This window comes from Streptomyces sp. NPDC058650, from assembly GCF_042717315.1.
Taxonomy (GTDB): Bacteria; Actinomycetota; Actinomycetes; order Streptomycetales; family Streptomycetaceae; genus Streptomyces.
The window spans coordinates 146,708-169,023 of sequence record NZ_JBHXRL010000008.1 but is presented as its reverse complement, the minus strand read 5'-3'; the positions used below and the strand labels follow the sequence as shown (position 1 = coordinate 169,023).

The window sequence follows — 22,316 nt, the reverse complement described above, 5'->3', positions numbered from 1 at the left end:
ATACGTCCCCCGGCGGCGATCGGTTCCCTTTCGGACATCGCTCGAAGGAGTGAACACGCGTGCGGGGCGCCTCTTCGAAGAGAAGAACCGCCCCGCACTCACGCCACTCAGGCCCCGTAGTGCTCCCGCAGCCGGGCGGCCGCCGCCGGAGCCGCCGCGACCTCGTCCAGGGCGAGGAGCCCGGCCCCGAGGACCGGCGGCGCGGTGACGAAGCCGATCGTCGCCTTGGGCGCCCGGACGTCGAGGAGTTCGGCGATCCGGTCCTCCAACTGCGGGTGGCGCGCGGCGAGGACGCTGCCGCCCAGCATCACCGGCGCCTCTTCGTCGAGCAGTCCGAGCCGCCCGAGCGCCACCGCCGACAGGGCGGCGACCTCCTCGGCGAGCCGGTGCACGAGCGCCAGCGCGACCGGGTCGCCCGCCGCGCTCACCCGGAACAGCACTGGCGTCAGCTCGTGGCGCCGGCCGAACGGGATCCGGCCCAGGTGCAGCGCCTCGATCAGCGCGTACATCGTCTCCAGACCGAAGTGCGCGGGCAGCGCGCGCGCCAGCTCGCTCGGCTCGCCGCGCCCGTCCTCGGCGCGCGCCGCGAACCAGAGCGCCTCCTCGGCCATGGCGCTGCCGCCGCCCCAGTCCCCGGAGATCTTCCCGATCGCGGGGAAGCGCGCGGTCCGCCCGTCCGGGGTCATCCCGACGCAGTTGATCCCGGCGCCGCACACCACCGCCACGCCCCGCGGCTCGTCGAGACCGGCCCGCAGTATCGCGAAGGTGTCGTTGTGCACCCGCACGGACCGGCTCCAGCCACGGGCCACCAGCGCGGCCAGCAACTCGGCCTCCTCGACGGGCAGATCGGCGTTGGCGAGACAGGCCGCGACGTGCGCGAAGGAGGGCGCGAGACGGGTACCCCCGGCCGTGAGACCGGCCCCTCCGGTCGTGAGACCGGTACCCCCGGTCGCGAGCCCGGCACCTCCGGCCGTGAGCCCGGCACCTCCGGTCGCGAGCCCGGCACCTCCGGCCGTGAGCCCGGCACCTCCGGCCGTGAGCCCGGCACCCCCGGCCGTGAGACCGGTACCCCCGGCCGGAAGCCCCGCGCCCCCGGCCGGCGCCTGCGCCTGGGCCCACGCCCGGTCGACGATCTCCGCGAGCGCGTCGACCGCCGCCTCCACCCCCACCAGCGGGGGCTGGAATCCGCCGCCGCGCGCCGCGCCGAGGACCGTGCCGTCCTCGGCGACGACGGCGACGTCGGTCTTGCTGTTGCCGGCGTCGATGGCCAGCAGCGTTCCGGTCAGGCCCACGCGAGGTGCTCCCGGTTGTGCGCGAGCAGCCGGTCCGTGAGGCCCTCGGCGTACGCGTACTGTCCGACCAGCGGGTGCGCGAGCAGCGCCTTGAACACCCGGTCGCGGCCACCGCGCAGCGCCGCCTCCAGGGCCAGGTCCTCGTAGGCCGTGACGTTCGCGATCAGCCCGGCGTACAGCGGGTCCACCGGCGCGACCGGCAGCGGCGCCGCACCGTCCCGGCCCACCGCCGCCTGCGTCTCGATGACGGCGTCGTCCGGCAGGAACGGCAGCGTGCCGTTGTTGTACGTGTTCACCACCTGGTACGGCGAACCGCCGCCGCCCAGGAGGGAGGCGGCCAGGTCCACGGCCGCCTCCGAGTAGAAGGCGCCGCCGCGCTTGCCGAGCAGCGCCGGCTTCTCGTCGAGCGCCGGGTCCCCGTACATCTCCAGGAGTTCCTTCTCCATCGCCGCGACCTCGGCGGCCCGCGAGGGCTTGGTGCCGAGCTCGCGCACCACCTCGTCGTGCGCGTAGAAGTACCGCAGGTAGTACGAGGGGACGACGCCGAAGCGGTCCATGACCAGACGCGGCAGGTGCAGGTCGCCGGCGATGGTGTCGCCGTGCTCGGCGAGCAGCCGCGGCAGCACGTTCTCGCCGTCGGGACCGCCGAGCCGTACGCCCGTCTCCCACGTCAGGTGGTTGAGGCCGACGTGGTCGAGGTGGATCGCGGACGGGGCCACGTCGAGGAGCTTCGCGAACCTCCGCTGGAAGCCGATGGCCACATTGCACAGCCCGACGGCCTTGTGCCCGGCCTGGAGCAGCGCGCGCGTGACGATGCCGACGGGGTTGGTGAAGTCGATGATCCAGGCGTCGGGGTTGGTGCGCCGGACGCGCTCGGCGATGTCCAGGACCACCGGGACGGTCCGCAGCGCCTTGGCGAGGCCGCCGGCGCCGGTGGTCTCCTGGCCGACGCAGCCGCACTCCAGCGGCCAGGTCTCGTCCTGGTTCCGGGCGGCCTGCCCGCCGACCCGCAGCTGGAGCAGGACGGCGTCGGCGCCCTCGACCCCGGCGTCCAGGTCGGAGGTGGTGACGATCTTCCCGGCGTGGCCCTGCTTGGCGAAGATGCGCCGGGCGAGCCCGCCGACGAGTTCGAGCCGCTCGGTGGCCGGGTCGACGAGGACGAGTTCGGTGATGGGCAGGGTGTCGCGCAACCGCGCGAATCCGTCGATCAGTTCGGGGGTGTAGGTGGAGCCGCCCCCCACGACAGCGAGCTTCATGTGTGATTCAGCCCTTCACTCCGGTCAGTGTGACTCCCTCGACGAACGCCTTCTGGGCGAAGAAGAAGACGAGGATCACAGGGGCCATGACCAGGACGGTCGCGGCCATGGTCAGATTCCAGTCGGTGTGGTGCGCGCCCTTGAAGGACTCCAGGCCGTAACTCAGCGTCCAGGCACCCGGGTTCTCGGAGGCGTAGATCTGCGGCCCGAAGTAGTCGTTCCAGCAGTAGAAGAACTGGAACAGGGCGACGGCGGCGATGCCGGGCTTGGCCATCGGCAGCACGACGCGTATCAGGGTGCGGAACTCGCCGCACCCGTCGATCCTCGCGGCCTCGATGTACTCGTTCGGGATCGTCAGCAGGAACTGGCGCAGCAGGAAGACGGCGAACGCGTCGCCGAAGACCATCGGGATGATCAGCGGCCACAGCGTGCCGGAGAGGTCCATCTGCTTGGCCCAGAACAGGTACATGGGGATGATCACGACCTGTGGCGGCAGCATCATCATCGAGATGACGAGCAGCAGCGACAGGTGCCGGCCGCGGAAGCGGAACTTGGCGAGCGCGTACGCCACGGGGATCGAGGACACCACGACGAGGGCGGTGCCGAGCCCGGCGTAGAGCAGCGAGTTCCTCCACCAGGTGAGGAAGCCGTCGGTCCGGAAGACCTTGACGTAGATTTCCCAGTGCCAGGAGTTCGGCGTCAGGTCCCGGGTGAGCGCCTGGTCGTCGCTCATCAGGGAGGTGAGGAAGACGAAGAGGAACGGGAGCACGAAGAACAGGGCCGCGGCGATGCCGAGCGAGTGCACGGCGATCCAGTGCAGCAGCGACCTGCGGCGGGCCCGCTTCTCCGCGGGGCTCGCGACGCGAGCGGCGGGAGAGGGGGCGGGGGCGGGGGCGGTTGCGGTCGTCATGTTTCAGTCACCCGAGCCGATCAGGCCGCCGCGCCTGCGCATGAGGAGCGCGGTGAAGGCCATGGAGAAGGCGAAGAGCACCAGTGCCACGACGCAGGCCGCGCCGTAGTTGAACTGGCTGAAGCCGAGGCTGTAGACCAGCTGCGGGAGGGTCAGCGTGGAGTCGTCCGGGTAGCCGGGCTGGAAGGTCACGCCGGAGCCGCCCATCACCCCCGAGGCGACCTTGGAGGCCACGATCGGCTGGGTGTAGTACTGCATCGCGCCGATGATCCCGGTGACGACCGCGAAGAGCACGATCGGCGAGATGTTCGGCAGGGTGATGTAGCGGAACCGCTGCCACGGGGACGCGCCGTCCAGCTCGGCGGCCTCGTACTGCTCCTTCGGTACGTCGAGCAGGGCGGCCATGAAGATGACCATGAGGTCGCCGACGCCCCACACGGCGAGGACCGTCAGGGCCGGCTTGGCCCAGTCCGCGTCGTTGAACCAGGAGGGGGCGGGGATGCCGACCGCCTCCAGGAGCGAGTTGACCGGTCCCGTACCGGGGTTGAGCAGGAAGACGAAGGCGAGCGTGGCCGCCACCGGCGGGGCCAGGTACGGCAGGTAGAAGAGGGTGCGGAAGACGCCGGCGCCCGTCTTGATCTTGGTGATCAGCATGCCGACGCCGAGGCCGAAGACGACCCGGCAGGAGACCATCACGACGGCCAGCCAGAGGGTGTTCTGCATCGCCGGCCAGAACTTCGGCAGGTCGGAGAAGACGTACGTCCAGTTCTCCACGCCCCGCCAGGTCGGCGGGTTGAGGCCGTCGTACCGCATGAACGAGAAGTACAGCGTGGAGAGGAGCGGATAGGCGAAGAAGAAGCCGAATCCGATCAGCCAGGGGGACATGAACAGTGCGGTGCGCAGCGCGTTGCGCCGGCGCTTCGACCGCAGGGTGTTCTGTCCCCCCGGGGCGGCGGCGGCCGGGGCCGCCGCCGCCTTCGCGGGCAGGGTGTCCGTGCTCATGGGCGTGTGGTCCCGGCCGTCACTTCGCCGCGGCGATGTCGCGGTCGATCTGGGCCGCGGTGTCCGCGAGGCCCTTCTTCAGATCGGTGACCTGGCCCTTCTCGTACTTGTGGGCGAGGGCGGAGAGGGTCTCCTGGTAGCTGGCGCCGTTCACGGCGCCGTCCATGGTGGTGGACTCGGGGTGCTGGGCGATGTCCAGGAAGGTCTTGAAGCGGTCGTCGAACTTCAGGTTCGGGGACTTCAGCGCCTCCAGGGTGGAGGGGACGTTGCCGATGTCGTTCGCGAAGTTCACCACGGCCTCGGTGTCCGTGGTCATGTACTTGATCAGCTCCCAGGCCGCGTTCTGCTTCTTGCTCTGGGGGGCGATGCCCATGATCGTGCCGGAGAGGTAGCCCTTGCCGTACTCGGCGATCTCGTCGTCGGCGACCGGCATCGGCGCGACGCCGACGTCGAACGTCACCTTGGCGTTCTTGACGAAGTTCAGCCGCCACTCGCCGTCCAGCTGCATGGCGACCTGGCCGGTGTGGAAGGGATGCTTGGAGCCCCACTCGGCGCCGAACGTGGTGCGGTACTTGTCGAGCTTCTGGAAGCCGCCCAAGGCCTCCACCAGCGACTTCTGGTACGTCATCATCTCGGCGAACGCCGGGTCCTTCGCGACGGTCGACTTGCCGTCCGCGTCGAAGTACCCGTTGTGCTTCCACTGCGACATGTAGTGCTCGACGACGGTCTCGTAGCCGAGGTAGTTCGGCATGAAGCCGAGTCGCTCGTAGGAGTCGCCCTTGGCCTTGGTGAGCTTCTTGGCGACCTCGGTGAACTGGGACCAGGTCTTCGGCGGGGCCTCGGGGTCGAGGCCGGCCGCCTTGAACGCGTCCTTGTTGTAGTAGAGGCCGTACGCGTCGGAGAGCAGTGGCATCGAGCAGCGCTTGCCCTCGAACTGCGTGTACCCCTGGAGGACCTTCGGGAAGATCTTGTCGAGGTCCAGCTTGTCCTTTTCGACGAAGGGCTTGAGATCCGCGAGCGCGCCCGACGCGCAGAACTTGCCGACGTTGGAGGTGGTGAAGGAGGAGACGACGTCGGGGCCGTTCGAACCGCCGGCGCGCAGCGCCTGGCCCAGCTTGTCGTCGTTGATGCCGCCGACGACCTTCACCTTGATGTTCGGGTGGGCCTTCTCGAAGCGGTCGATGTTGTCCTCGATCGCCTTGACCTCGGGGGGTGCCGACCAGCCGTGCCAGAAGGTGATCGTGGTCTTGGCGTTCGGGTCGTCGCTCGCCTTGTTCTCGGTGGAGCCCGTACAGGCGGAGGCGAAGAGGGCGATCGAGGCGGTGGCGGCGAGCGCGGCGGCTGCTCTGCGCGGACGTGCGGGCATGACGGTGTCTCCCTGTGGCGGAGGCTTACGGGACGGGATAGGGGCGCGAGGCGGGGCGGGGTCGGGGGTCAGCGCGAGGTGTCGAAGACCTCGTCGCGCGTGGTCGCGAGGGCGCTTTCGAGGGCGCCGCGCAGCACCGGGCGCCGGGGTACGGCGGCGAGGACGAGCCGCGGACGGGAGGCCGCGAGCTCGGCGAGCTCGGACTGGACGCGGGAGCGGAGGGGTTCGCCGCCGGAGACGAGGGCGTCACCGGAGAGCACGATCAGTTCGGGGTCGAGGACGGCGATGATCGAGGCGAGACCGGTGGCGACGCGCTCGGCGTACCGGTCGAGCAGCTCCGCGTACCGGGAGTCGTCCCCGTGGGTCTCGGCGGCCCGGGACAGCAGGCCGCTCGCGACCGGTACGTACGGCTGGTCGGGGGTCTCGATCCCGGCGGCGCGGGCGATCCGGGGCACGGACTGGACGCCGGCGAGCTCCTGGAAGCCACCGGAGTTGGCCTTGGTGACCTGTCGGACCAGCGGGGTGCCGGGGACGGGCAGGAAACCGACCTCGCCGGCGCCGCCGGTGAAGCCGCGGTGCAGCCGCCCGCCGAGGACGAGGGCGGCTCCCATGCCGGCCTCGTTCCACAGCAGGGCGAAGTCGGCGTGGCCGCGGGCGGCGCCCACGCGCTGTTCGGCGATGGCGACGAGGTTGACGTCGTTCTCGTACTCGAAGGGCATGGGCAGGGCGGCGGCCAGCTCCTCCAGGAGGGTGGGGGAGTGCCAGCCGGGCAGGTGGGAGGCGTACCGCAGCCGTCCGGTGGCCGGGTCGAAGGCGCCGGGGGTGCCGATGACCAGGCGCCGCACCTCGTCGGGGGCGATCCCGGCCGCCTTGACGGCGCCGCCCAGGGCGTTGGTGACCTGGTGGACGACGCCGGTGGCGGTACGGCCGGGGGTGCGGAGCTCGTACTCGCCGACGATCTCGCCGGTGACGTCGGCGACGGCGGCGTGGATGCGGTGTTCGTTGACGTCGAGCCCGGCGGCGTACGCGGCCCGCGCGTTCACCGCGTAGAGCTGGGCGTTGGGGCCGGGCCGGCCTTCGGTGGTGCCGGTGGCGACGACGAGCCCGGCGGCTTCGAGCCGGGCGAGCAGCTGGGAGGCGGTCGGCTTGGACAGGCCGGTGAGCTTGCCGATCCGGGTCCGCGAGAGCGGTCCGTGTTCGAGGAGCAGGTCCAGGGCGGCCCGGTCGTTCATGGCTCGCAGCACGCGCGGTGTGCCGGGGGTTCCCGGGGTCGTACCGGCCATGAGGGGTGCACCTGCCCTTCGGAGCTGATCGGGTTCCGGCCATTCTGCTGCCTGCCGGGGCCGCTTCCTTCACCACACTGTTAGGAAAGTTTCCTATTCGGTGGGAGGAAAATAAGGCGGCCGTCACCGGGGCGTCAAGACCCGGGAACGCAGGACGCCCCCGAAGGCAACCAAAGCGTTACCTGCGGGGGCGTCTGCCCGTACGTGCCGCTACGCGCGCGCTCCTGCGCGCTACTTGGTGAGGTCCGTCCTCGGCAGCGGGGTCGCCGCCGCCGACTGCGGCGAGGTCGCCGAGGCGAAGGCCGACGGGGCGCTCATGCCCGCCGTCGGGTCGGCCGCGGACTCCTCGGCCTGGACCGGGACCCCGCCCACGATCCGGATGCCGGCCGCGTCCAGGCCCTGCTTGATGCGCCAGCGCAGCTCGCGCTCCACGCCCAGCGCCTTGCCCGGCATCGTCTTCGCCGAGACCCGGACCGTCATCGAGTCGAGCAGCACCTCGCTCAGACCGAGCACCTCGACGGGCCCCCACAGGCGCTCGTTCCACGGCTCTTCCTTGGTCATGGAATCCGCCGCCTCGGTGATCACCGACCGCACCCGCTCCAGGTCCTCCGTCGGCCGGACGGTCACGTCCACGCCCGCCGTCGCCCAGCCCTGGCTGAGGTTCCCGATCCGCTTGATCTCGCCGTTGCGCACGTACCAGATCTCGCCGTCCACGCCCCGCAGCTTGGTCACCCGCAGGCCCACCTCGACGACCTCGCCGGAGGCCACGCCCGCGTCGACCGAGTCACCGACCCCGTACTGGTCCTCCAGGATCATGAAGACGCCGGACAGGAAGTCCGTCACCAGGTTCCGGGCGCCGAATCCGATCGCCACGCCGGCCACACCGGCCGAGGCCAGCAGCGGCGCCAGATCGATCTGGAAGGCGCCGAGGATCATCAGCCCCGCCGTGCCCAGGATCAGGAACGACGCGACCGAGCGCAGCACCGAACCGATCGCCTCCGAGCGCTGCCGCCGCCGCTCGGTGTTGACGAGGAGGCCGCCGAGGGCCGTGCCCTCCACCGCCTGGGCCGAGCGGTTCATCCGCTCGATCAGCTTGGTCAGGGCGCGGCGGACGGCCATCCGCAGCAGGAGCGCGACGACCAGGATCAGCAGGATGCGGAGGCCGGTGTTCAGCCAGGTGGACCAGTTCTCCTCCACCCAGCTCGCCGCGTTCGTGGCCTTCTCCGCCGCCTCGTCCAGGGTCACCGGAATGGGCTCGGGTTCGGTGGCAGCCGCTAGGGCGGACCAGGGCACGGGGCAACCTCCAGGCATCGCGTACGCAGACCATCCACACTAACGGGGCATCGGACGTGGTCCTGTTGCCGTGTTCGAGGGAGAGACGGACCTCACCTGGGCAAGTACTCGGAGAGATGCCGATGTGGTCGAGAACACCCCGGGCCCGTCACCCCGATTCCGGTACGTGGTGGCGTTCCGACCAGGCATGAGGAGAGACTGAGAGCAGTTCGTCCCGGCGCGAGCCACGCGCCGCCGGCGCCATTGGAGGCATCCGTGCCGCATGTCCTGGTCCTCAACGCGTCGTACGAGCCGCTCGGCGTCGTACCGCTCCGCCGCGCACTCGTCCTCGTACTGGAGAACAAGGCTCTCTGCCTCGAGGAGTCCGGCGCCTTCCTGCACAGCGAGACCCAAGTCCTCCCCGCGCCGAGCGTGGTGCGACTGAAACGCTTCGTGCGGGTCCCCTACAGGGGGCCCGTTCCCTTGACCCGCAGAGCCCTCTTCGCCCGCGACGGCGGGCGCTGCATGTACTGCGGGGGTGTCGCGACCAGCGTCGACCACGTCATCCCGCGCAGCAGAGGGGGCACGCACGCCTGGGAGAACGTGGTGGCGGCCTGCCGCCGCTGCAACCACGTCAAGGCCGACCGGCACCTGCGCGAGATCGGCTGGCGGCTGCGGCACCAACCGGCCCCGCCGACCGGCCTGGCCTGGCGGATCATCGGGACCGGACACCGGGACCCCCGCTGGCTGCCCTACCTCCAGCCGTACGGTGCCGAGGACGTGATGGCCCGGATCGACTCCGTCGCGGACGCCCCAGTGGGGGCGCTGACGACGGGTTGAGCCGGGCCTTTCGCGTACCCGGGGCTTTTCGCGTACGGGGGGCCGTGCGTGTACGCGATGCCGTGCGTGTACGCGAGGCCGTTCGCGTACGGGGACGGGGCACCCGTCAGGGGGTGTCCTGCTCCCCGGGCGTGCCCTCCTGCTCCCCGGGCGTGCCCTCCGGCCGCTCGGGTGTCCCCTCCGGCCGCTCGGGCGCCTCCTCGGCGGGCTTCTTCGGCGGGTCCTGCGCGGCCACGGCATACGTCTCCACCGACCAGAGCGAGTAGCCGTACGGGGTCGCCCGCGTCTCCCCCTGTATCCGCAGGAAGCGCGTGTCCGCCGCGTCCATGCGGACCGACTCCCGGCCGCCCCGCCCCTCCGAGACGGTCGCCGCCGTGCGCCAGACGCGGCCGTCGGCCGAGACCTGGACGCGGTAGCGGGAGGCGTAGGCGTCCTGCCAGTGCAGCACCACCTGGCCTATCCGCGCGGGCTCGGCCAGCTCCAGCTGCCACCAGGCGCCGTCCTCCGCCGGGGAGGACCAGCGGGTCGCCGCGTCGCCGTCCACCGCCGAGGAGGCGGGGAAGTCCGGGGTCTCGTCGCCCGAGGAGGAGGCCGTCGCCGCCCGCGCCAGGTCCGGGCCCGCCGTGCGCGGGAAGGCCCGCACGGTCAGGACCCGCTCCTCGCCCGCGAAGGACACCGGCACCCGGTACGAACCGGCCGGCACGTCCGCGCCCACCGACACCTCCAGGGGGACGGTCGTCCGCGTGCCCCGCTCCACCACGGCCTGCTTCGGGAGCCGGACCGCGATCCCCTTCGGGGCCTTCGCCGTCATCGGCCCGCGCACCTCGCCCGCACGCAGCCCCGTCAGCTCCACGTCCACCCGCTGCGCGGGGCCGCCGATCTCCGCGTCCGTCTCCGTGCGGGCCAGTTCGAGCCCGGCACGCGGTCCGTCGGCGAACCACGGCACCAGGGAGCGCACCTCGGGCGCCGGCCCTTCGCCGTTCCAGACGACCCGCAGCGCGTCCGCGCGCAGGCCCTTCAGGTCGGCCTGCGTCCAGCCGGAGGCGGACAGCGGGCCGAGCGCCCGCCAGCCCTCCCCGGGGACGTACGCCTCCACGCGCGCGTCCGCGCCCGCGCGTGCGCCCGGTTCCGTGCCCTTCCCCTTGTCCGCGCCTGTGTCCGCGCCTGTGCCCGTGTCCGTACGGGCGGTCATCACCGTCAGGGCCTCCACGGGCCGCGCCCGGTCGAGCCGCACGGTGTACGAGTCGGGGGCGCGGTCGGCCCGGCCGGCCGAGGTCCGGTCGGCGCCGGTCCAGGCCGCCGACTCCGTCACCGCGCGCGTGAGGAACGGGTCGAGGACTCCCGCGCCGACCGTCACCCGGCTCGCCTTCAGGGCCTCCCGCAGCGGTTCGAGGCGCAGCTGCGCCTGCCAGGCCGCCGCGCCGTCGCCGCGGGACTGGGCGAGCAGCATGTCGACCGCCGTCTCGCCCGCCAGGCCGTACCGCGAGAGCTGTTCGAGCCAGGGCCCCGTCTCGTCGTCCAGGGTGCCGCCGGCGGTGGCCGCGAGCCGCTCGGGGGCCTGCCGCATCACGGTGAACGCGGCCCGCAGTTCGCGCGCCGCCTTCCCCTTGGCGGCCGTGCCGGCGGCGCTGTCGGGGCTCGTCCGCGAGGCCCAGAAGGCGGCCATGAGCGGCTTCAGATAGGCCGACTCGCCCTTCGGGTCGAGGATCGAGGAGGCGTCGTTCCCGGCGAGCGCCCGCAGCGCCTCGCGGGCGGCCGGGTCCGGGCCCGCGAGGTCGTCGACGGCGGCGCGCCAGGACTCCTGCGGCCGGTAGCCCTTCGGATTCCAGGCGTAGTCGGCGGCGGTGAAGAGCGGGACCCGGGAGGCGGCGGGCTGTTCCATGGCGTGGGCGAGGAAGGCGGCGGAACCGGCCGCCACGGCCGGGTCCCGGCCCGTGGAGGGGCCGAGGAACAGCCGGTCCTGCGCGTAGTCGTTGACCGGGTAGTTGTCCATGGTGACCAGCCGGTGGCCCAGCGCCTTCCGGGCCCCGGCCAGTTCGCCGCCGGTGATCGTGCGCGGGACGACCCCGACGCCCGTCCACGCGACGCGTACGTCCGCGTCGAGCGTCCCGGCGAGCTCCGTGCGGTACGCGGTCGTCCCGTCCTGGTAGTACTCCGTCGGCAGCACCGTCAGCGGTTCGCCGTCCGGGTACCGCTCGGCGAGGTGACGGGCGACGGCGTTCGCCACGCGCGCGTGGGCGGCGGCCGCGCCCTCGGCGTCCCGCCCGAAGGCGTCGGCGTCCTTCGAGCAGTGCCACTCGCCGTAGCCGGCGTCCGGGAACTGGAGCTGGAAGGAGCGCACCCCGAGCGCCCGCATCGCGTCGATCTTCCGCGTCAGGGCCGCCACGTCGGCGCCGGAGGACAGGCACATGGACTGGGCGGGGGCCACGGCCCAGCCGAGCGTCACGTGGTTGGCCCGGGCCCGCTCGGCGAGCGCGCGGAACTCCTCCTGCTGGGCGGCGGGATAGGGCTCGCGCCACTGCGCCTGGCGGTACGGGTCGTCGCCGGGCGCGTACAGATAGCGGTTCTGCTTGGTGCGGCCCAGGAAGTCGACCTGGGCGAGACGCTGCTCCAGGCTCCAGGGGCGGCCGTAGAAGCCCTCGGTGAGGCCGCGCTCGGCCGTCCCCGGCCAGTCGCGCACGACGACGCCGGGGATCTCCCCGCCCGCGCCGACGAGCTGACGCAGCGTCTGGACGGCGTGGAAGAGGCCGTCCTCGCCGACGCCGTCCAGGACGACGGTGTCCCGCCCCTGGAAGCGCCCCGTCGCGAGCCGGTAGCCGCCGCGCGGCAGATCGAGCCGCTCGGGCACGCGCAGCGCCGCCAGCGCCGCCTCGGTGGCCGCGGAGCCGTCGCCGGAGCGCCCCGCCACCCGGAACACCGGGCCGCGGCCGGGGAGTCCGCTGTGGACGGTCCGTACCCCGGCGGCCGTCAGCAGCTCCCGGAGGGCGGTGAGGGCGTACGGATCGGCGTCGGCGTCCGCGAGCAGCGTGACCTCGCTCCCGAGGCGTACGGCGGGTCCGCGGCCGGTCAGCGACTGGGGCCGGGGCCAGACGGCGGGAGTCCCGGCCGTGGCGGCACCGGTTGTGGCGCCACCGGCCGTCGCGGCACCGGTTGTGGCGGCACCGACGGTCGCGGGCGCGCGCGTGGGGGCCGCTGTCCCGGCGGAGGCCGGGGGAGGAGACGTGGCGCCGGCCGAAGGAGGAACGGGAGCCGCGTGGACCGCGCCCGGGGAGGCGCCCCCGAGGAGTCCGCCGATGACGGCGGCGGCGACCGCCGTCGCCGTGCGCTTCCTGCGCCCGAGGTGCACGGGAACTCCCTTCGGCCCGGCCGGCGGCCCGGTCGGCCGCTCTGCCGGTCGGTCACGAGTGGGTCACGAGCCCACCACCCGTCGCACTGGGGTGTCAATGCGCGTGGCCGATGTGTCGGCTTTGCCCGGCGAGCCGTCACGGAGATGACGCCACTTCGCCACTTTCCGCCGGTAAAACGAGGTGCGGTGGGTAGGGCTCAGCTATTGCCCACATGTCCCACCTGTCGAGACGAAACCGGGAGACCCCCGTGACCACGACCGCCCGCCACCTCGGACGGATACGGATTCCTCAGCAGTCGGAAGGCCCCGACTCCCCGCTGACCAGCGAACCGCCGCTCCCCGACACGACGCCCCTCACCAGCGAGCCGCCCCTGACCGAGGCGGCACCCCTCACCAGCGAACCCACCGTCCGCGGCAGCGCGGGCGGCACGGAGTCCCCCGGAGTGTGAAGTGACCCTGGCCCGTCTCGCCGCCCGTCATGGCGTCGCCACCGAGTACAGCCCGTCCGCGGGCGTCACCGTCTCCGTGCCGGACGCCGCCGTGGTGGCCGTCCTCGGCGCCCTGGGCGTGGACGCGACCACGCCGGAGGCGGTCGCGGCCGCCTTCGACGCGGCGGAACGGGCGGAGCGGGAGCGCCTGCTGCCGCCCACCCTGGTCCGCCGGCGGGGCGAGGAGCCCGTCCGCCCGCCGGCGGACCTGCCGCCCGGCACCCGGCTGCGGGTCACCACCGAGGAGGGCGCGGTCCTCACCGGCCCGGACTGGGACCGGCTGCCCCTCGGCGTCCACACCGTCGAGGCGCAGGCCCCCGACGGACGCGCCGCCACCGCCACCCTGATCGTGAGCCCCGCGCGCGTGCCCGGCCCGGGGCGGCGCACGTACGGGCTGCTCGTCCAGCTCTACTCGCTGCTCTCCACACGCTCCTGGGGCATGGGCGACCTGGGGGACCTGCGGGAGCTGGCCACCTGGGCGGGCCGGACGCACGGCGCCGGCTTCGTCCAGGTCAACCCGCTGCACGCGGGCGTGCCCGGGGCGCCGAGCGACCCCTCCCCGTACCGCCCCTCCTCGCGCCGCTTCCCGGACCCGGTCCACCTGCGGATCGAGTCCGTCCCCGAGTACGCGTACGTGGACCCCGGCCGGCGCGAGGAGCTCGACCGGATCCTCGCGGAGGCGGCCGAACTGCGCGAACGGGTCCTCGGCAAGGGCGCGCTGATCGACCGCGACGCGGTGTGGGACGTCAAACGGCGAGCCCTGGAGCTCGTGGTCGGGAGCGTGGAGCTCGGGCCGGGGCGGCGCGCCGACTACCACGACTTCCTCGCCGAGCGGGGCCGCGCCCTGGAGGACCACGCCACCTACCAGGCCCTCGCCGAGCGCCACGGTCCCCATTGGCGCGGCTGGCCCGAGGAGCTGCGCGAGCCGCGCTCGGCGGAGCGCGTCGTGCGCGCCGATCCCGCTCTCGCGGGCCGGGTCGACTTCCACTGCCGGCTGGCCTGGCTGACGGACCGGCAGCTGGCCGAGGCCGCCGAGGCCGCCCGCGAGGCCGGGATGGAGGTCGGGATCGTCCACGACCTGGCCGTCGGCGTCCACCCCGAGGGCTCGGACGCCTGGGCCCAGCAGGAGGCCTTCGCCGCCGGCATGTCGGTCGGCGCCCCGCCCGACGCCTTCAACTCCCGGGGCCAGGACTGGGGCCTGCCGCCGTGGCGGCCCGACGCCCTCGCCGCCGCGGGCTACGCCCCGTACCGCGGCCTCCTGCGTGAACTCCTGCGCCACGCGGGCGCCCTGCGCATCGATCACGTGATGGGCCTGTTCCGGCTCTGGTGGGTCCCGGAGGGCAGCGAGCCCACCGAAGGGACGTACGTCCGGTACGACGCCGAGGCGATGCTCGCCGTCCTCGCCCTGGAGGCCCACCGCGCGGGGGCCCTCGTCATCGGCGAGGACCTCGGCACGGTCGAGCCGGGCGTACGGGAGGAGCTGTCCCGGCACGGGGTGTTCGGGACCTCCGTGCTCTGGTTCGAGCGGGACTGGGCGGGCACGGGCCGCCCGGTGCCGGCGGCGGAGTGGCGCACCGGGTGCGTGGCCACCGCCACCACCCACGACCTGCCCCCGACGGCCGCCCGGCTCTCCGGCGACCACGTCGCCCTGCGGCACCGGCTCGGGCTCGTCGACGGCGACCCGGAGCGCGACCGGGCGGCGGACGCGGCCGAGACCACCGAGTGGCTGGGGCTGTTCCGGCGGCTCGGGCTGCTCCCGGAGGGGCCGGGGGACGAGGAGGCCGAGATCCTGGCCGTCCACCGGTTCCTGCTGAGCACCCCGGCCCGCATGGTGGGGGTGTGGCTGCCGGACGCGGTGGGGGACCGGAGGCCGCAGAACCTGCCGGGCACCTGGGACGAGTACCCCAACTGGCGGCTGCCGGTCGCGGGCCCCGACGGGCAGCCGATCACCCTGGAACGCCTCGTGGCCTCGCCCCGCGCCCATGCTCTGCTGCGCGAGCTGAACACCCGTACGGACCCCGGGAGCGCCCGTACGGTACCCCCGGGCGCGCGGCCCGTTTAGGTGTTCGCTACGTTTGCACCGTGGACAAGAAGAACGCCCTGCGCGCCGGCGCCGTCGCGGCCGGTACGACGCTGATGATGCTGCTCATGTCGTCCCCCGCGCTCGCGCTGACCCGCGACGACGGTGACGACCCGGCTCCCAAGCTGGAGGTCGTCGAGACCCTCGGCCTGTTCGTGGCCGCCCCGCTGGTGCTGTTCCTGGTCATCGCCGGCCTGGTGATGGTGCTCGACAAGTCCAAGAAGGCGTAACCCGCCACCTCGTCTCTCCGAGGGCGCCGCACGGTACCGACGTACCCGTGCGGCGCCCTCGCGTGCGTTCACGCCTGAACGCCGTCTGCAACGCCGTCCACAAGGCCGACGGCTGCAGCGCCGTCTACACGGTGGTCGCGAGCAGCTTGCGCAGCAGTCCGGCCAGCTGCTCCGCCTCCTCCTCGGTGAGCGCCGACTCCAGGGCCGCCCGCTGCTGCCCGAGCCCGGCGCCGACGGCCTGGTCGACCAGCTCCTTGCCGTGCTCGGTGAGCGTGACCCGCAGTCCGCGCCGGTCGTGCGGGTCGGGGCTGCGGGTGAGCAGCCCGGCCTTCTCCAGCTTGTCCAGCCGGCCTGTCATCCCGCCGGTGGTGATCATCAGCGTGGCGGTCAGCTCGCGCGGTGAGAGCGTGTACGGCTCCCCGGACCTGCGCAGGGTCGCCAGCACGTCGAACTCCCCGAGCGCCATGCCGTAGGGCGCGTACGCCTTGTCCACCCGGCCGCGCATGGCGTTGGCCAGCCGGTAGATCCGTCCGAAGACGGCCATCGGCACGGTGTCCAGGTCGGGGCGGACGGCCGCCCACTGGTCGGTGATGGCGTCGACGGCGTCGTGGGCGGGGGTCTGCGTGTCCATGGCTCCAGTGTTCCCTTCTCTTCTCCTCGATGGCAACTAAGACGCTTGCAAGTAAGTAGCTTAGTGGTAAGTTAATTACCGCCAAGCCAGTCCGGTGTCCCGCGGCACCGGAGCTCCGCGTCAGGGGGAACCGTCATGTCCCGCAAGGCCGCCGTCGTCGCACTGACCGCCCTCGCCCCGATCTCCTGGGGCTCCACCTACTTCGTCACCACCGAGTTCCTGCCGCCCGACCGGCCGCTCTTCACCGGCCTGATGCGCGCCCTGCCCGCCGGACTCCTGCTCCTGGCGCTCACCCGCAAGCTCCCGCGGGGTGCCTGGTGGGGGAAGGCCGCCGTCCTCGGGGCCCTCAACATCGGCGCCTTCTTCCCGCTGCTCTTCCTCGCCGCCTACCGGCTCCCCGGCGGCGTCGCCGCCGTCGTCGGCTCGGTCGGACCGCTCTTCGTCGTCGGCCTCGCCGCACTCTTCCTGGGCGACAAGCCCACCGTGAAGTCCCTGATCACCGCCGTCGCCGCCGCCTTCGGCGTCAGCCTCGTGGTCCTCAAGGCCGGGGCAGCGCTCGACCTGGTCGGTGTGATGGCCGGGCTGCTCTCCGCCCTCTCCATGTCGGCGGGCGTCGTCTTCACCAAGCGCTGGGGCCGCCCCGAGGGCGTCGGCGCCCTCGCGCTCACCGGCTGGCAGCTCACCGCGGGCGGCCTGATCATCCTGCCGGTCGCCTTCCTGATCGAGGGCGCCCCGCCGGCCCTGACCGGCACCAACCTGGCCGGGTACGCCTACCTCGCCCTCGGCAACACCGCGATCTCGTACTTCCTCTGGTTCCGCGGGATCGAGCGGCTCAGTGCCTCCTCGGCCACCCTCCTCGGCCCCCTCTCGCCGATCACCGCGGCGATCATCGGCTGGGCGGCGCTCGGCCAGGCGCTCGGCCCGGTTCAGCTGCTGGGCATGGCCATCGCCTTCGGGGCGACCCTGGTCGGCCAGATGGGTCCCCGTACCCCGAAGAAGCCCGAGGCGGTCGGATCGTTCAGTTCAACTGAAAAGATTGGTCAGGAACTTTCGATGGACCTGGAGGGTTCGGGGGTGCGACGGTAACCGGCATGAGCCTGATCACCGCACGCCACCCGACCACCGCCCCCGACGCCACCGCCCCCGACGCCCCCACCCCCGACAGCATGGCCACCGAGAGGCCGGCGCCCGCGAGGAAGCTCGCGAAGGGCGCCGGCCTCGGCGTGCTCCTCGCCCTCCTCGCCACCGTCGTCTGGTCCGGCAGCTTCGTCGCCACCCGCGACATGGCCGACACCGTCCCGCCCGTCCAGGCCGTCTTCTGGCGCTGGATCATCGCGCTGATCGCCGTCGCCCCCTTCGCCGCCCGCCCGATCCTGCGGCAGTGGCGGACGATCCGCCGACACCTCGGCTTCGTCGCCGTCGCCTCGCTCTTCGGCGTCGCCCTCTACAACACCCTCGTGCACCAGGCCGGACTGACCACCTCCGCCTCCAACATGGGCATGATCATGGCCGCCTCCCCGGTGATCATGGCGGTCTACGCACGCGTCGGCGGCGAGCGCCTCGGCGCCCGCCGGGTCCTCGGGATGCTGACCGCCGCCCTGGGCGTGCTCCTGCTCGTCGGAAAGGGCTCGCTCGCCGTCGACTTCGCCGCGGGCGACCTCTGGATGTTCGCCGCGGCCCTGTCCTTCGCCTCGTACAGCGCGCTGCTCAAGCGCAAGCCCGCCGAGATCGACGGACTCGCCTTCCTCTTCACCACCTTCCTGCTCGGCGCGCTGATGCTCGCCCCCGCGTACGCCGTGTCCCTCACCGTCCAGGGCGGGTTCACCGTCGGCGCCGCGACCGCCGGCCCCCTCCTGTACGTCGGCGTGTTCTCCTCCGCCGTCGCCTTCTTCGCCTGGAACAAGGCGATCACCCTCATCGGCGCGGCCCGCGCGGGTGTCGTCTACTACCTTCAGCCCGTCTGCGTCGCCCTCCTGTCGTACGCGCTCCTCGGCGAACGGCTCGGCGTCCTCGGCGTCGCGTGCATGGCGCTCATCCTCGGCGGAGTGGCACTGGCCTCGGCCCGGGGCCGCTGAACGCACTCCGGTGCGCCCGGTAGGTTGCGCCCCATGACCGAGTGGGACATCAAGAAGCTCCAGATCCTCCGCACCCTGCGCGACCGCGGCACCGTCACCGCGACCGCGGAGGCCCTGCTCATGACCCCCTCGGCCGTGTCGCAGCAGCTCACCAACCTCGCCAAGCAGCTCGGGGTGCGGCTCCTGGAGGCCCAGGGCCGCCGGGTCCGGCTCACCGACGCCGCCCATCTGGTGCTCCGGCACGCGGAGGTGGTCTTCGCGCAGCTGGAGCGCGCCGACGCCGAGCTCGACGGGTATCTGCGGGGAGAAGCGGGGCGGTTGCGGGTGGCGGCCTTCTCGACGGCCGTGCCCGCGCTCGTCGTCCCCGCCGTCCGGCAGCTGCGGACCGCCCACCCCGGGCTCGACATCCGCGTCCGGGAGGCCGAGGCGGCGGAGGCGTACGAGCTGCTCACGGCCGGCGAGGTCGACCTGGCGCTCTCCCTCGCCGCGCACGCGCCCTCGGTGCGCGACCCCAAGTTCAGCCGGGTGCCCCTCCTCGCCGACCCCCTCGACGTCGCCCTGCCCGCAGGGCACCCGCTCGCCGACGCGCCCGGTCTCCGCCTCGCCGACCTCGCCGCCGAGCCGTGGATCTTCGGCGGCTCCGGCCCCTGGTCGGAGATCACCACCGCCGCCTGCGAGGCCGCCGGCTTCGTCCCCGAGCAGGCCCACAGCGCCTCCGGCTGGACCGCCATCCTCGCCATGGTCGAGGCCGGGATGGGCATCGCGCTCGTACCCCGGATGGCCTCCGCCGACCGCCGGGGCGGCGCCGGGGTCGTCATGCGCGTCCTCTCCGCCGACCAGCCGCGCCGCCACGTCGTCGCGGCGGTACGGCGCGGGGCGGAGGAGGGCCCGGCGGTGGCCCGCGTGCTCGCCGCGCTCCGGCAGGCCGCCGCGGCCCGCGAAACCGTTCAGCAGAACTGACCCCGCCATCGTTCAGCAAAGCTGAATATGCCCATCGAAAACATTCGATGGACCGCTGGGAACGGGCGCGGGAGAGTCGAGGCATGAGCAGCTTCGACGAGACCGCCGACCCGCACGCCAACGACGCCGCGCCCTACTCCGGCGGCGACCCGTACGCCGACTACCGCTCCGGTGACTTCCCCTTCACCGACCTCGTCGACCTCGCCGACCGCCGTCTCGGCGCCGGGGTCGTGGCCGCCAACGACGAGTTCTTCGCCGAGCGCGAGAACCTCCTCGTCCGCGAGCGGGCCGTCTTCGACCCGGAGCACTTCGGCCACAAGGGCAAGATCATGGACGGCTGGGAGACCCGCCGACGCCGCGGCGCCGACGCCGACAACGTCTTCCCCGCGCCCGAGGACCACGACTGGGCGATCGTCCGCCTCGGCGCCCCCGGCGTGATCCGCGGCATCGTCGTCGACACCGCCCACTTCCGCGGCAACTACCCGCAGCGCGTCTCGATCCAGGCCACCGCCGTCGAGAACTCGCCCAGCCCCGCCGACCTCGCCGACGCGAAGTGGGAGGAGCTCGTCCCGCCGACCCCCGTGCGCGGCCACGCCGCCAACGGCTTCGCGATCGACGCCGAGCGCCGCTACACCCACCTGCGTCTCTGCCAGCACCCGGACGGCGGCATCGCCCGCCTCCGCGTCCACGGCGAGGTCGTGCCCGACCCCGAGTGGCTGGAGCTCCTCGGCACCCTCGACCTGATCTCCGTACTCAACGGCGGCTCGTACGAGGACGCCTCGGACAGGTTCTACTCCTCGCCGACCCAGATCATCCTGCCCGGCACCTCGCGCAAGATGGACGACGGCTGGGAGAACCGCCGCCGCCGGGTCCGCGGCACCAACGACTGGGTCCGCTTCCGGCTCGCCGCCCAGGGCGCCGTCCGCGCCGTCGAGATCGACACCGCCTACCTCAAGGGCAACTCGGCCGGCTGGATCGCGCTCCAGGGACGGAACGGGGAGACGGGCGAGTGGTTCGAGATCATCCCCCGGACCCGCCTCCAGCCCGACACCCTGCACCGCTTCAAGCTCCCGGCCCAGGCCGTCGTCACCCACGTCCGCCTCGATGCCTTCCCCGACGGCGGCGTCGCCCGGATGCGGCTCCACGGCACGCTGACGGAGCAGGGCGCGTCCGACCTGCGCGCCCGGTACGCGGCGCTCGGCGGCTGACCGGCGGCTGACCGCGTCGGGCAGACCCGCAGGTCCGCCACAGCTTCCGCCCGGCGGCGCGGCCGCGCGCCGACGCCCGCCCGCCGGGCGGACTCCAGACGCGGCGAAGGGGCACCTCCGTGGGGGAGGGTGCCCCTTCGTCGTTGCGTCGAACGCCTGCGAAGATCATCCGGCTGTGCGCGACCACCGACCACCTGGGGGACCGATGAAACGATTCCGATCGACCGCGAGATCGACGGCGAGATCGACGGCGAGATCGACGGCGAGATCGACAGCGAGATCGACAGCGAGACGAGGCGCCGCCCGGCTCGCGGCCGCGCTCGCCCTCGCCGCGGCGCTGCTCTCCGGCCTCACGGCCCCGGCCTTCGCCGAGGACGTCGTCGACCCGGCCACCGCGCCGCCCGTCCGCACGATCACGTACAACGTCTGCGGCGCGCACACCTGCCAGAGCGACCTCGACCTGACCGCCTGGACGGCCGAACTCCGTGACCAGACCCTGGCCTGGGACACGGACGCCCTCATGCTCCAGGAGCTGTGCTTCGGCCAGTGGGCCGCCCTGCGCGGCGCCCTCCCCGGCTACAGCGGCGTGTGGACCTCCACCACGACCGACTCCGACTGCGCCAAGTGGTCCCCGACCGACACCCGGTTCGGCCTCGGCGTCTTCGTCAAGGCCCCGGCCGTGGAGCGGTACGCGGCGAACCTGACCGTGCCGACGAACGAGGAGGCCCGCTCGGTGCTCTGCGCGCGCGGCCCGGTCGACGGCCGCACCACGCTCGCCTGCACCACCCATCTCGCCCAGTACATCAAGCCGGACAACGGCTCCGCGCAGGCGATGGCGCACATCGACACCTGGGCCGCCGGAGTCCCGGTGATCCTCGGCACCGACCTCAACGCGGGCACGGAACCGGCCTACGACCCCGCCCTGAACCCGATCCGCACCGGCCCGCCCGGCACCGGACCGTTCGTCGAGGCCGACGAGAACGACCCGGAGTTCTTCACCGAGACGTGCCGCACCAGCGGCGCCACCTCCTGCCACACCGGTGAGCCGACCGTCGCGAGCGGCAGGAAGTTCGACCACGTCTTCCTCACCGCGCGCGACTTCCACACCGTGCGGGCCGACGCGTTCGAACCCGAGTCGCCCGGCGCCAAGCCGCTCTCCGACCACAAGCTGCTCCGCGCCGCCGCCCGCCTGGGCTCCGGCGCCGACACGGACCTCACCGGCGACGGCCGCCCCGACCTCCTCGCGGTGAAGGACGACGGCGATCTGCGGCTGTACCCGGGCACGGGCAACGGCGTCCTCGGCTCCCAGCGCCTGATCGGCACTGGCGGCTGGGCCGGCGCCGTCGTCAGCCACCGCGGCGACTGGACCGGCGACGGCTACCCGGACGTGCTCGCCCGCATCGGAAACGACCTGTGGGTCTACCCCAACACCGGCGGCGGCGAGCTCGGCCCGCGCGTCGCCATGGGCGGCCGGCCCACCGGCTGGAGCGGTCTCACGCCGCTCGCGGCGGGCGATGTCGACGGCGACGGCCTGCCCGACGTCCTCGTCCGCAGCGGCACCGGCCTGTGGCTGCACCGCGGCGGCGAGCCCACGGCCGGGCAGCCCACCTTCGCGCCCAAGGCCGCCGTCCGGATCGGGTACGAGGAGTGGGCCGGCCACGACGTACTGACGCCCGGCGACGTCGACGGCGACAAGAAGGCCGACGTGTGGGCCCGGGACCGCGCGACCGGCGAGATCGCGCAGTACCCGAGCCAGGGAACCCGACACCTCGGCACCTCCCCGACCGTCCTCGGCGGCGCCGGCACGGCGGCCGTCGCCGACCGCCGCCTCCTGCTGTCGGCCGGCGACGCGAACGGCGACAAGGCCCCCGACCTGTGGTCGACCCGTACCGCGGGCACCGCCGAGAACCTGGAGTTCCTGCAGGGCACGCCCACCGGCTTCGCGCCCGCCGCGACCGTCGGCACCGGCGGCTGGCAGTGGATCGACTCCCTGGGCTGATCCCGCCGGGCACAGAGGAAGGGCCCCCGGACCGTCATCGGTCCGGGGGCCCTTCCTCTCACGTCACCACCACCGCCG

18 protein-coding genes are annotated in these 22,316 nt (G+C 73.2%); 9 read left to right on the top strand and 9 right to left on the bottom strand.

Features of this window, described 5'->3' with window-relative positions:
* Positions 1 to 107 precede the first annotated feature (107 nt).
* The 7 genes from ACFWWU_RS16815 to ACFWWU_RS16785 form a co-directional block, all read right to left on the bottom strand.
* Entirely contained in the window at positions 108 to 1,292 is a 1,185-nt protein-coding gene (locus ACFWWU_RS16815) for an N-acetylglucosamine kinase (protein ID WP_384145362.1), read from the bottom strand.
* Entirely contained in the window at positions 1,283 to 2,548 is a 1,266-nt protein-coding gene (locus tag ACFWWU_RS16810; RefSeq protein WP_384145359.1) for a 6-phospho-beta-glucosidase, read from the bottom strand. Before ACFWWU_RS16810 ends, ACFWWU_RS16815 begins: the two co-directional genes overlap by 10 nt.
* A gap of 7 nt (positions 2,549 to 2,555) precedes the next feature.
* Positions 2,556 to 3,458 carry a carbohydrate ABC transporter permease gene (locus tag ACFWWU_RS16805; protein WP_384145356.1) on the bottom strand — a complete coding sequence of 301 codons (903 nt, stop codon included), beginning with the start codon at positions 3,456 to 3,458 and terminating at the stop codon, positions 2,556 to 2,558.
* 3 nt (positions 3,459 to 3,461) lie between these two features.
* Complete coding sequence (locus tag ACFWWU_RS16800; RefSeq protein WP_384145353.1) at positions 3,462 to 4,460, bottom strand: carbohydrate ABC transporter permease; 999 nt, start codon at positions 4,458 to 4,460, stop codon at positions 3,462 to 3,464.
* Between the two features lie 19 nt (positions 4,461 to 4,479).
* Positions 4,480 to 5,826, bottom strand: a complete 1,347-nt coding sequence (locus ACFWWU_RS16795; RefSeq protein WP_384145350.1) for an ABC transporter substrate-binding protein — start codon at positions 5,824 to 5,826, stop codon at positions 4,480 to 4,482.
* 68 nt (positions 5,827 to 5,894) lie between these two features.
* Positions 5,895 to 7,109 (bottom strand): ROK family protein, encoded by a 1,215-nt coding sequence (locus ACFWWU_RS16790; protein ID WP_384145347.1) that lies wholly within the window; start codon positions 7,107 to 7,109, stop codon positions 5,895 to 5,897.
* Between the two features lie 231 nt (positions 7,110 to 7,340).
* Complete coding sequence (locus ACFWWU_RS16785) at positions 7,341 to 8,420, bottom strand: mechanosensitive ion channel family protein (RefSeq protein ID WP_384145344.1); 1,080 nt, start codon at positions 8,418 to 8,420, stop codon at positions 7,341 to 7,343.
* 237 nt (positions 8,421 to 8,657) lie between these two features.
* Here ACFWWU_RS16785 and ACFWWU_RS16780 point away from each other — a divergent pair, with 237 nt between their 5' ends.
* Positions 8,658 to 9,221: an HNH endonuclease gene (locus ACFWWU_RS16780; RefSeq protein WP_150270194.1), complete on the top strand. Its 564-nt coding sequence runs from the start codon at positions 8,658 to 8,660 to the stop codon at positions 9,219 to 9,221.
* Positions 9,222 to 9,327: 106 nt separating this feature from the next.
* Here ACFWWU_RS16780 and ACFWWU_RS16775 read toward each other — a convergent pair whose 3' ends face one another.
* Positions 9,328 to 12,567, bottom strand: a complete 3,240-nt coding sequence (locus ACFWWU_RS16775; protein ID WP_384145340.1) for a beta-N-acetylglucosaminidase domain-containing protein — start codon at positions 12,565 to 12,567, stop codon at positions 9,328 to 9,330.
* 248 nt (positions 12,568 to 12,815) lie between these two features.
* On the opposite strand from ACFWWU_RS16775, the gene ACFWWU_RS16770 reads away from it, so the two are divergent.
* The 3 genes from ACFWWU_RS16770 to ACFWWU_RS16760 are packed head-to-tail and all read left to right on the top strand — an operon-like array spanning position 12,816 to position 15,365.
* Positions 12,816 to 13,016, top strand: coding sequence for a hypothetical protein (locus ACFWWU_RS16770; protein WP_384145914.1), 201 nt, complete (start codon positions 12,816 to 12,818; stop codon positions 13,014 to 13,016).
* Position 13,017: 1 nt separating this feature from the next.
* A complete protein-coding gene (malQ, locus tag ACFWWU_RS16765) occupies positions 13,018 to 15,117 on the top strand; it encodes a 4-alpha-glucanotransferase (protein WP_384145338.1) in 2,100 nt (699 codons plus the stop codon).
* Between the two features lie 20 nt (positions 15,118 to 15,137).
* Positions 15,138 to 15,365 carry a hypothetical protein gene (locus ACFWWU_RS16760; RefSeq protein ID WP_121831297.1) on the top strand — a complete coding sequence of 76 codons (228 nt, stop codon included), beginning with the start codon at positions 15,138 to 15,140 and terminating at the stop codon, positions 15,363 to 15,365.
* Between the two features lie 124 nt (positions 15,366 to 15,489).
* Here ACFWWU_RS16760 and ACFWWU_RS16755 read toward each other — a convergent pair whose 3' ends face one another.
* Positions 15,490 to 15,996: a MarR family transcriptional regulator gene (locus ACFWWU_RS16755; protein WP_329623430.1), complete on the bottom strand. Its 507-nt coding sequence runs from the start codon at positions 15,994 to 15,996 to the stop codon at positions 15,490 to 15,492.
* Positions 15,997 to 16,131: 135 nt separating this feature from the next.
* On the opposite strand from ACFWWU_RS16755, the gene ACFWWU_RS16750 reads away from it, so the two are divergent.
* The 5 genes from ACFWWU_RS16750 (at position 16,132) to ACFWWU_RS16730 (ending at position 22,238) form a co-directional block, all read left to right on the top strand.
* Positions 16,132 to 17,082 (top strand): EamA family transporter, encoded by a 951-nt coding sequence (locus ACFWWU_RS16750; protein WP_384145334.1) that lies wholly within the window; start codon positions 16,132 to 16,134, stop codon positions 17,080 to 17,082.
* A 5-nt stretch (positions 17,083 to 17,087) separates the two neighbouring features.
* Entirely contained in the window at positions 17,088 to 18,071 is a 984-nt protein-coding gene (locus tag ACFWWU_RS16745; protein ID WP_384145331.1) for a DMT family transporter, read from the top strand.
* A 33-nt stretch (positions 18,072 to 18,104) separates the two neighbouring features.
* Positions 18,105 to 19,031, top strand: coding sequence for a LysR family transcriptional regulator (locus ACFWWU_RS16740; protein ID WP_384145328.1), 927 nt, complete (start codon positions 18,105 to 18,107; stop codon positions 19,029 to 19,031).
* Positions 19,032 to 19,114: 83 nt separating this feature from the next.
* The gene (gene alc / locus ACFWWU_RS16735) at positions 19,115 to 20,239 is read left to right on the top strand and encodes an allantoicase (RefSeq protein WP_384145325.1); all 1,125 of its coding nucleotides are present in this window, start codon (positions 19,115 to 19,117) and stop codon (positions 20,237 to 20,239) included.
* A 205-nt stretch (positions 20,240 to 20,444) separates the two neighbouring features.
* Positions 20,445 to 22,238 (top strand): FG-GAP-like repeat-containing protein, encoded by a 1,794-nt coding sequence (locus ACFWWU_RS16730; protein WP_384145322.1) that lies wholly within the window; start codon positions 20,445 to 20,447, stop codon positions 22,236 to 22,238.
* The last annotated feature ends 78 nt before the right edge of the window (positions 22,239 to 22,316 follow it).

Excerpts from the sequence above, each read along its gene's own strand:
- ACFWWU_RS16810 (WP_384145359.1), bottom strand. The coding sequence starts at position 2,548 with ATGAAGCTCGCTGTCGTGGGGGGCGGCTCCACCTACACCCCCGAACTG.
- ACFWWU_RS16805 (WP_384145356.1), bottom strand. The coding sequence starts at position 3,458 with ATGACGACCGCAACCGCCCCCGCCCCCGCCCCCTCTCCCGCCGCTCGC.
- ACFWWU_RS16800 (WP_384145353.1), bottom strand. The coding sequence starts at position 4,460 with ATGAGCACGGACACCCTGCCCGCGAAGGCGGCGGCGGCCCCGGCCGCC.
- ACFWWU_RS16795 (WP_384145350.1), bottom strand. The coding sequence starts at position 5,826 with ATGCCCGCACGTCCGCGCAGAGCAGCCGCCGCGCTCGCCGCCACCGCC.
- ACFWWU_RS16790 (WP_384145347.1), bottom strand. The coding sequence starts at position 7,109 with ATGGCCGGTACGACCCCGGGAACCCCCGGCACACCGCGCGTGCTGCGA.
- ACFWWU_RS16785 (WP_384145344.1), bottom strand. The coding sequence starts at position 8,420 with ATGCCTGGAGGTTGCCCCGTGCCCTGGTCCGCCCTAGCGGCTGCCACC.
- ACFWWU_RS16755 (WP_329623430.1), bottom strand. The coding sequence starts at position 15,996 with ATGGACACGCAGACCCCCGCCCACGACGCCGTCGACGCCATCACCGAC.
- ACFWWU_RS16750 (WP_384145334.1), top strand. The coding sequence starts at position 16,132 with ATGTCCCGCAAGGCCGCCGTCGTCGCACTGACCGCCCTCGCCCCGATC.
- ACFWWU_RS16745 (WP_384145331.1), top strand. The coding sequence starts at position 17,088 with ATGAGCCTGATCACCGCACGCCACCCGACCACCGCCCCCGACGCCACC.
- ACFWWU_RS16740 (WP_384145328.1), top strand. The coding sequence starts at position 18,105 with ATGACCGAGTGGGACATCAAGAAGCTCCAGATCCTCCGCACCCTGCGC.
- alc (WP_384145325.1), top strand. The coding sequence starts at position 19,115 with ATGAGCAGCTTCGACGAGACCGCCGACCCGCACGCCAACGACGCCGCG.
- ACFWWU_RS16730 (WP_384145322.1), top strand. The coding sequence starts at position 20,445 with ATGAAACGATTCCGATCGACCGCGAGATCGACGGCGAGATCGACGGCG.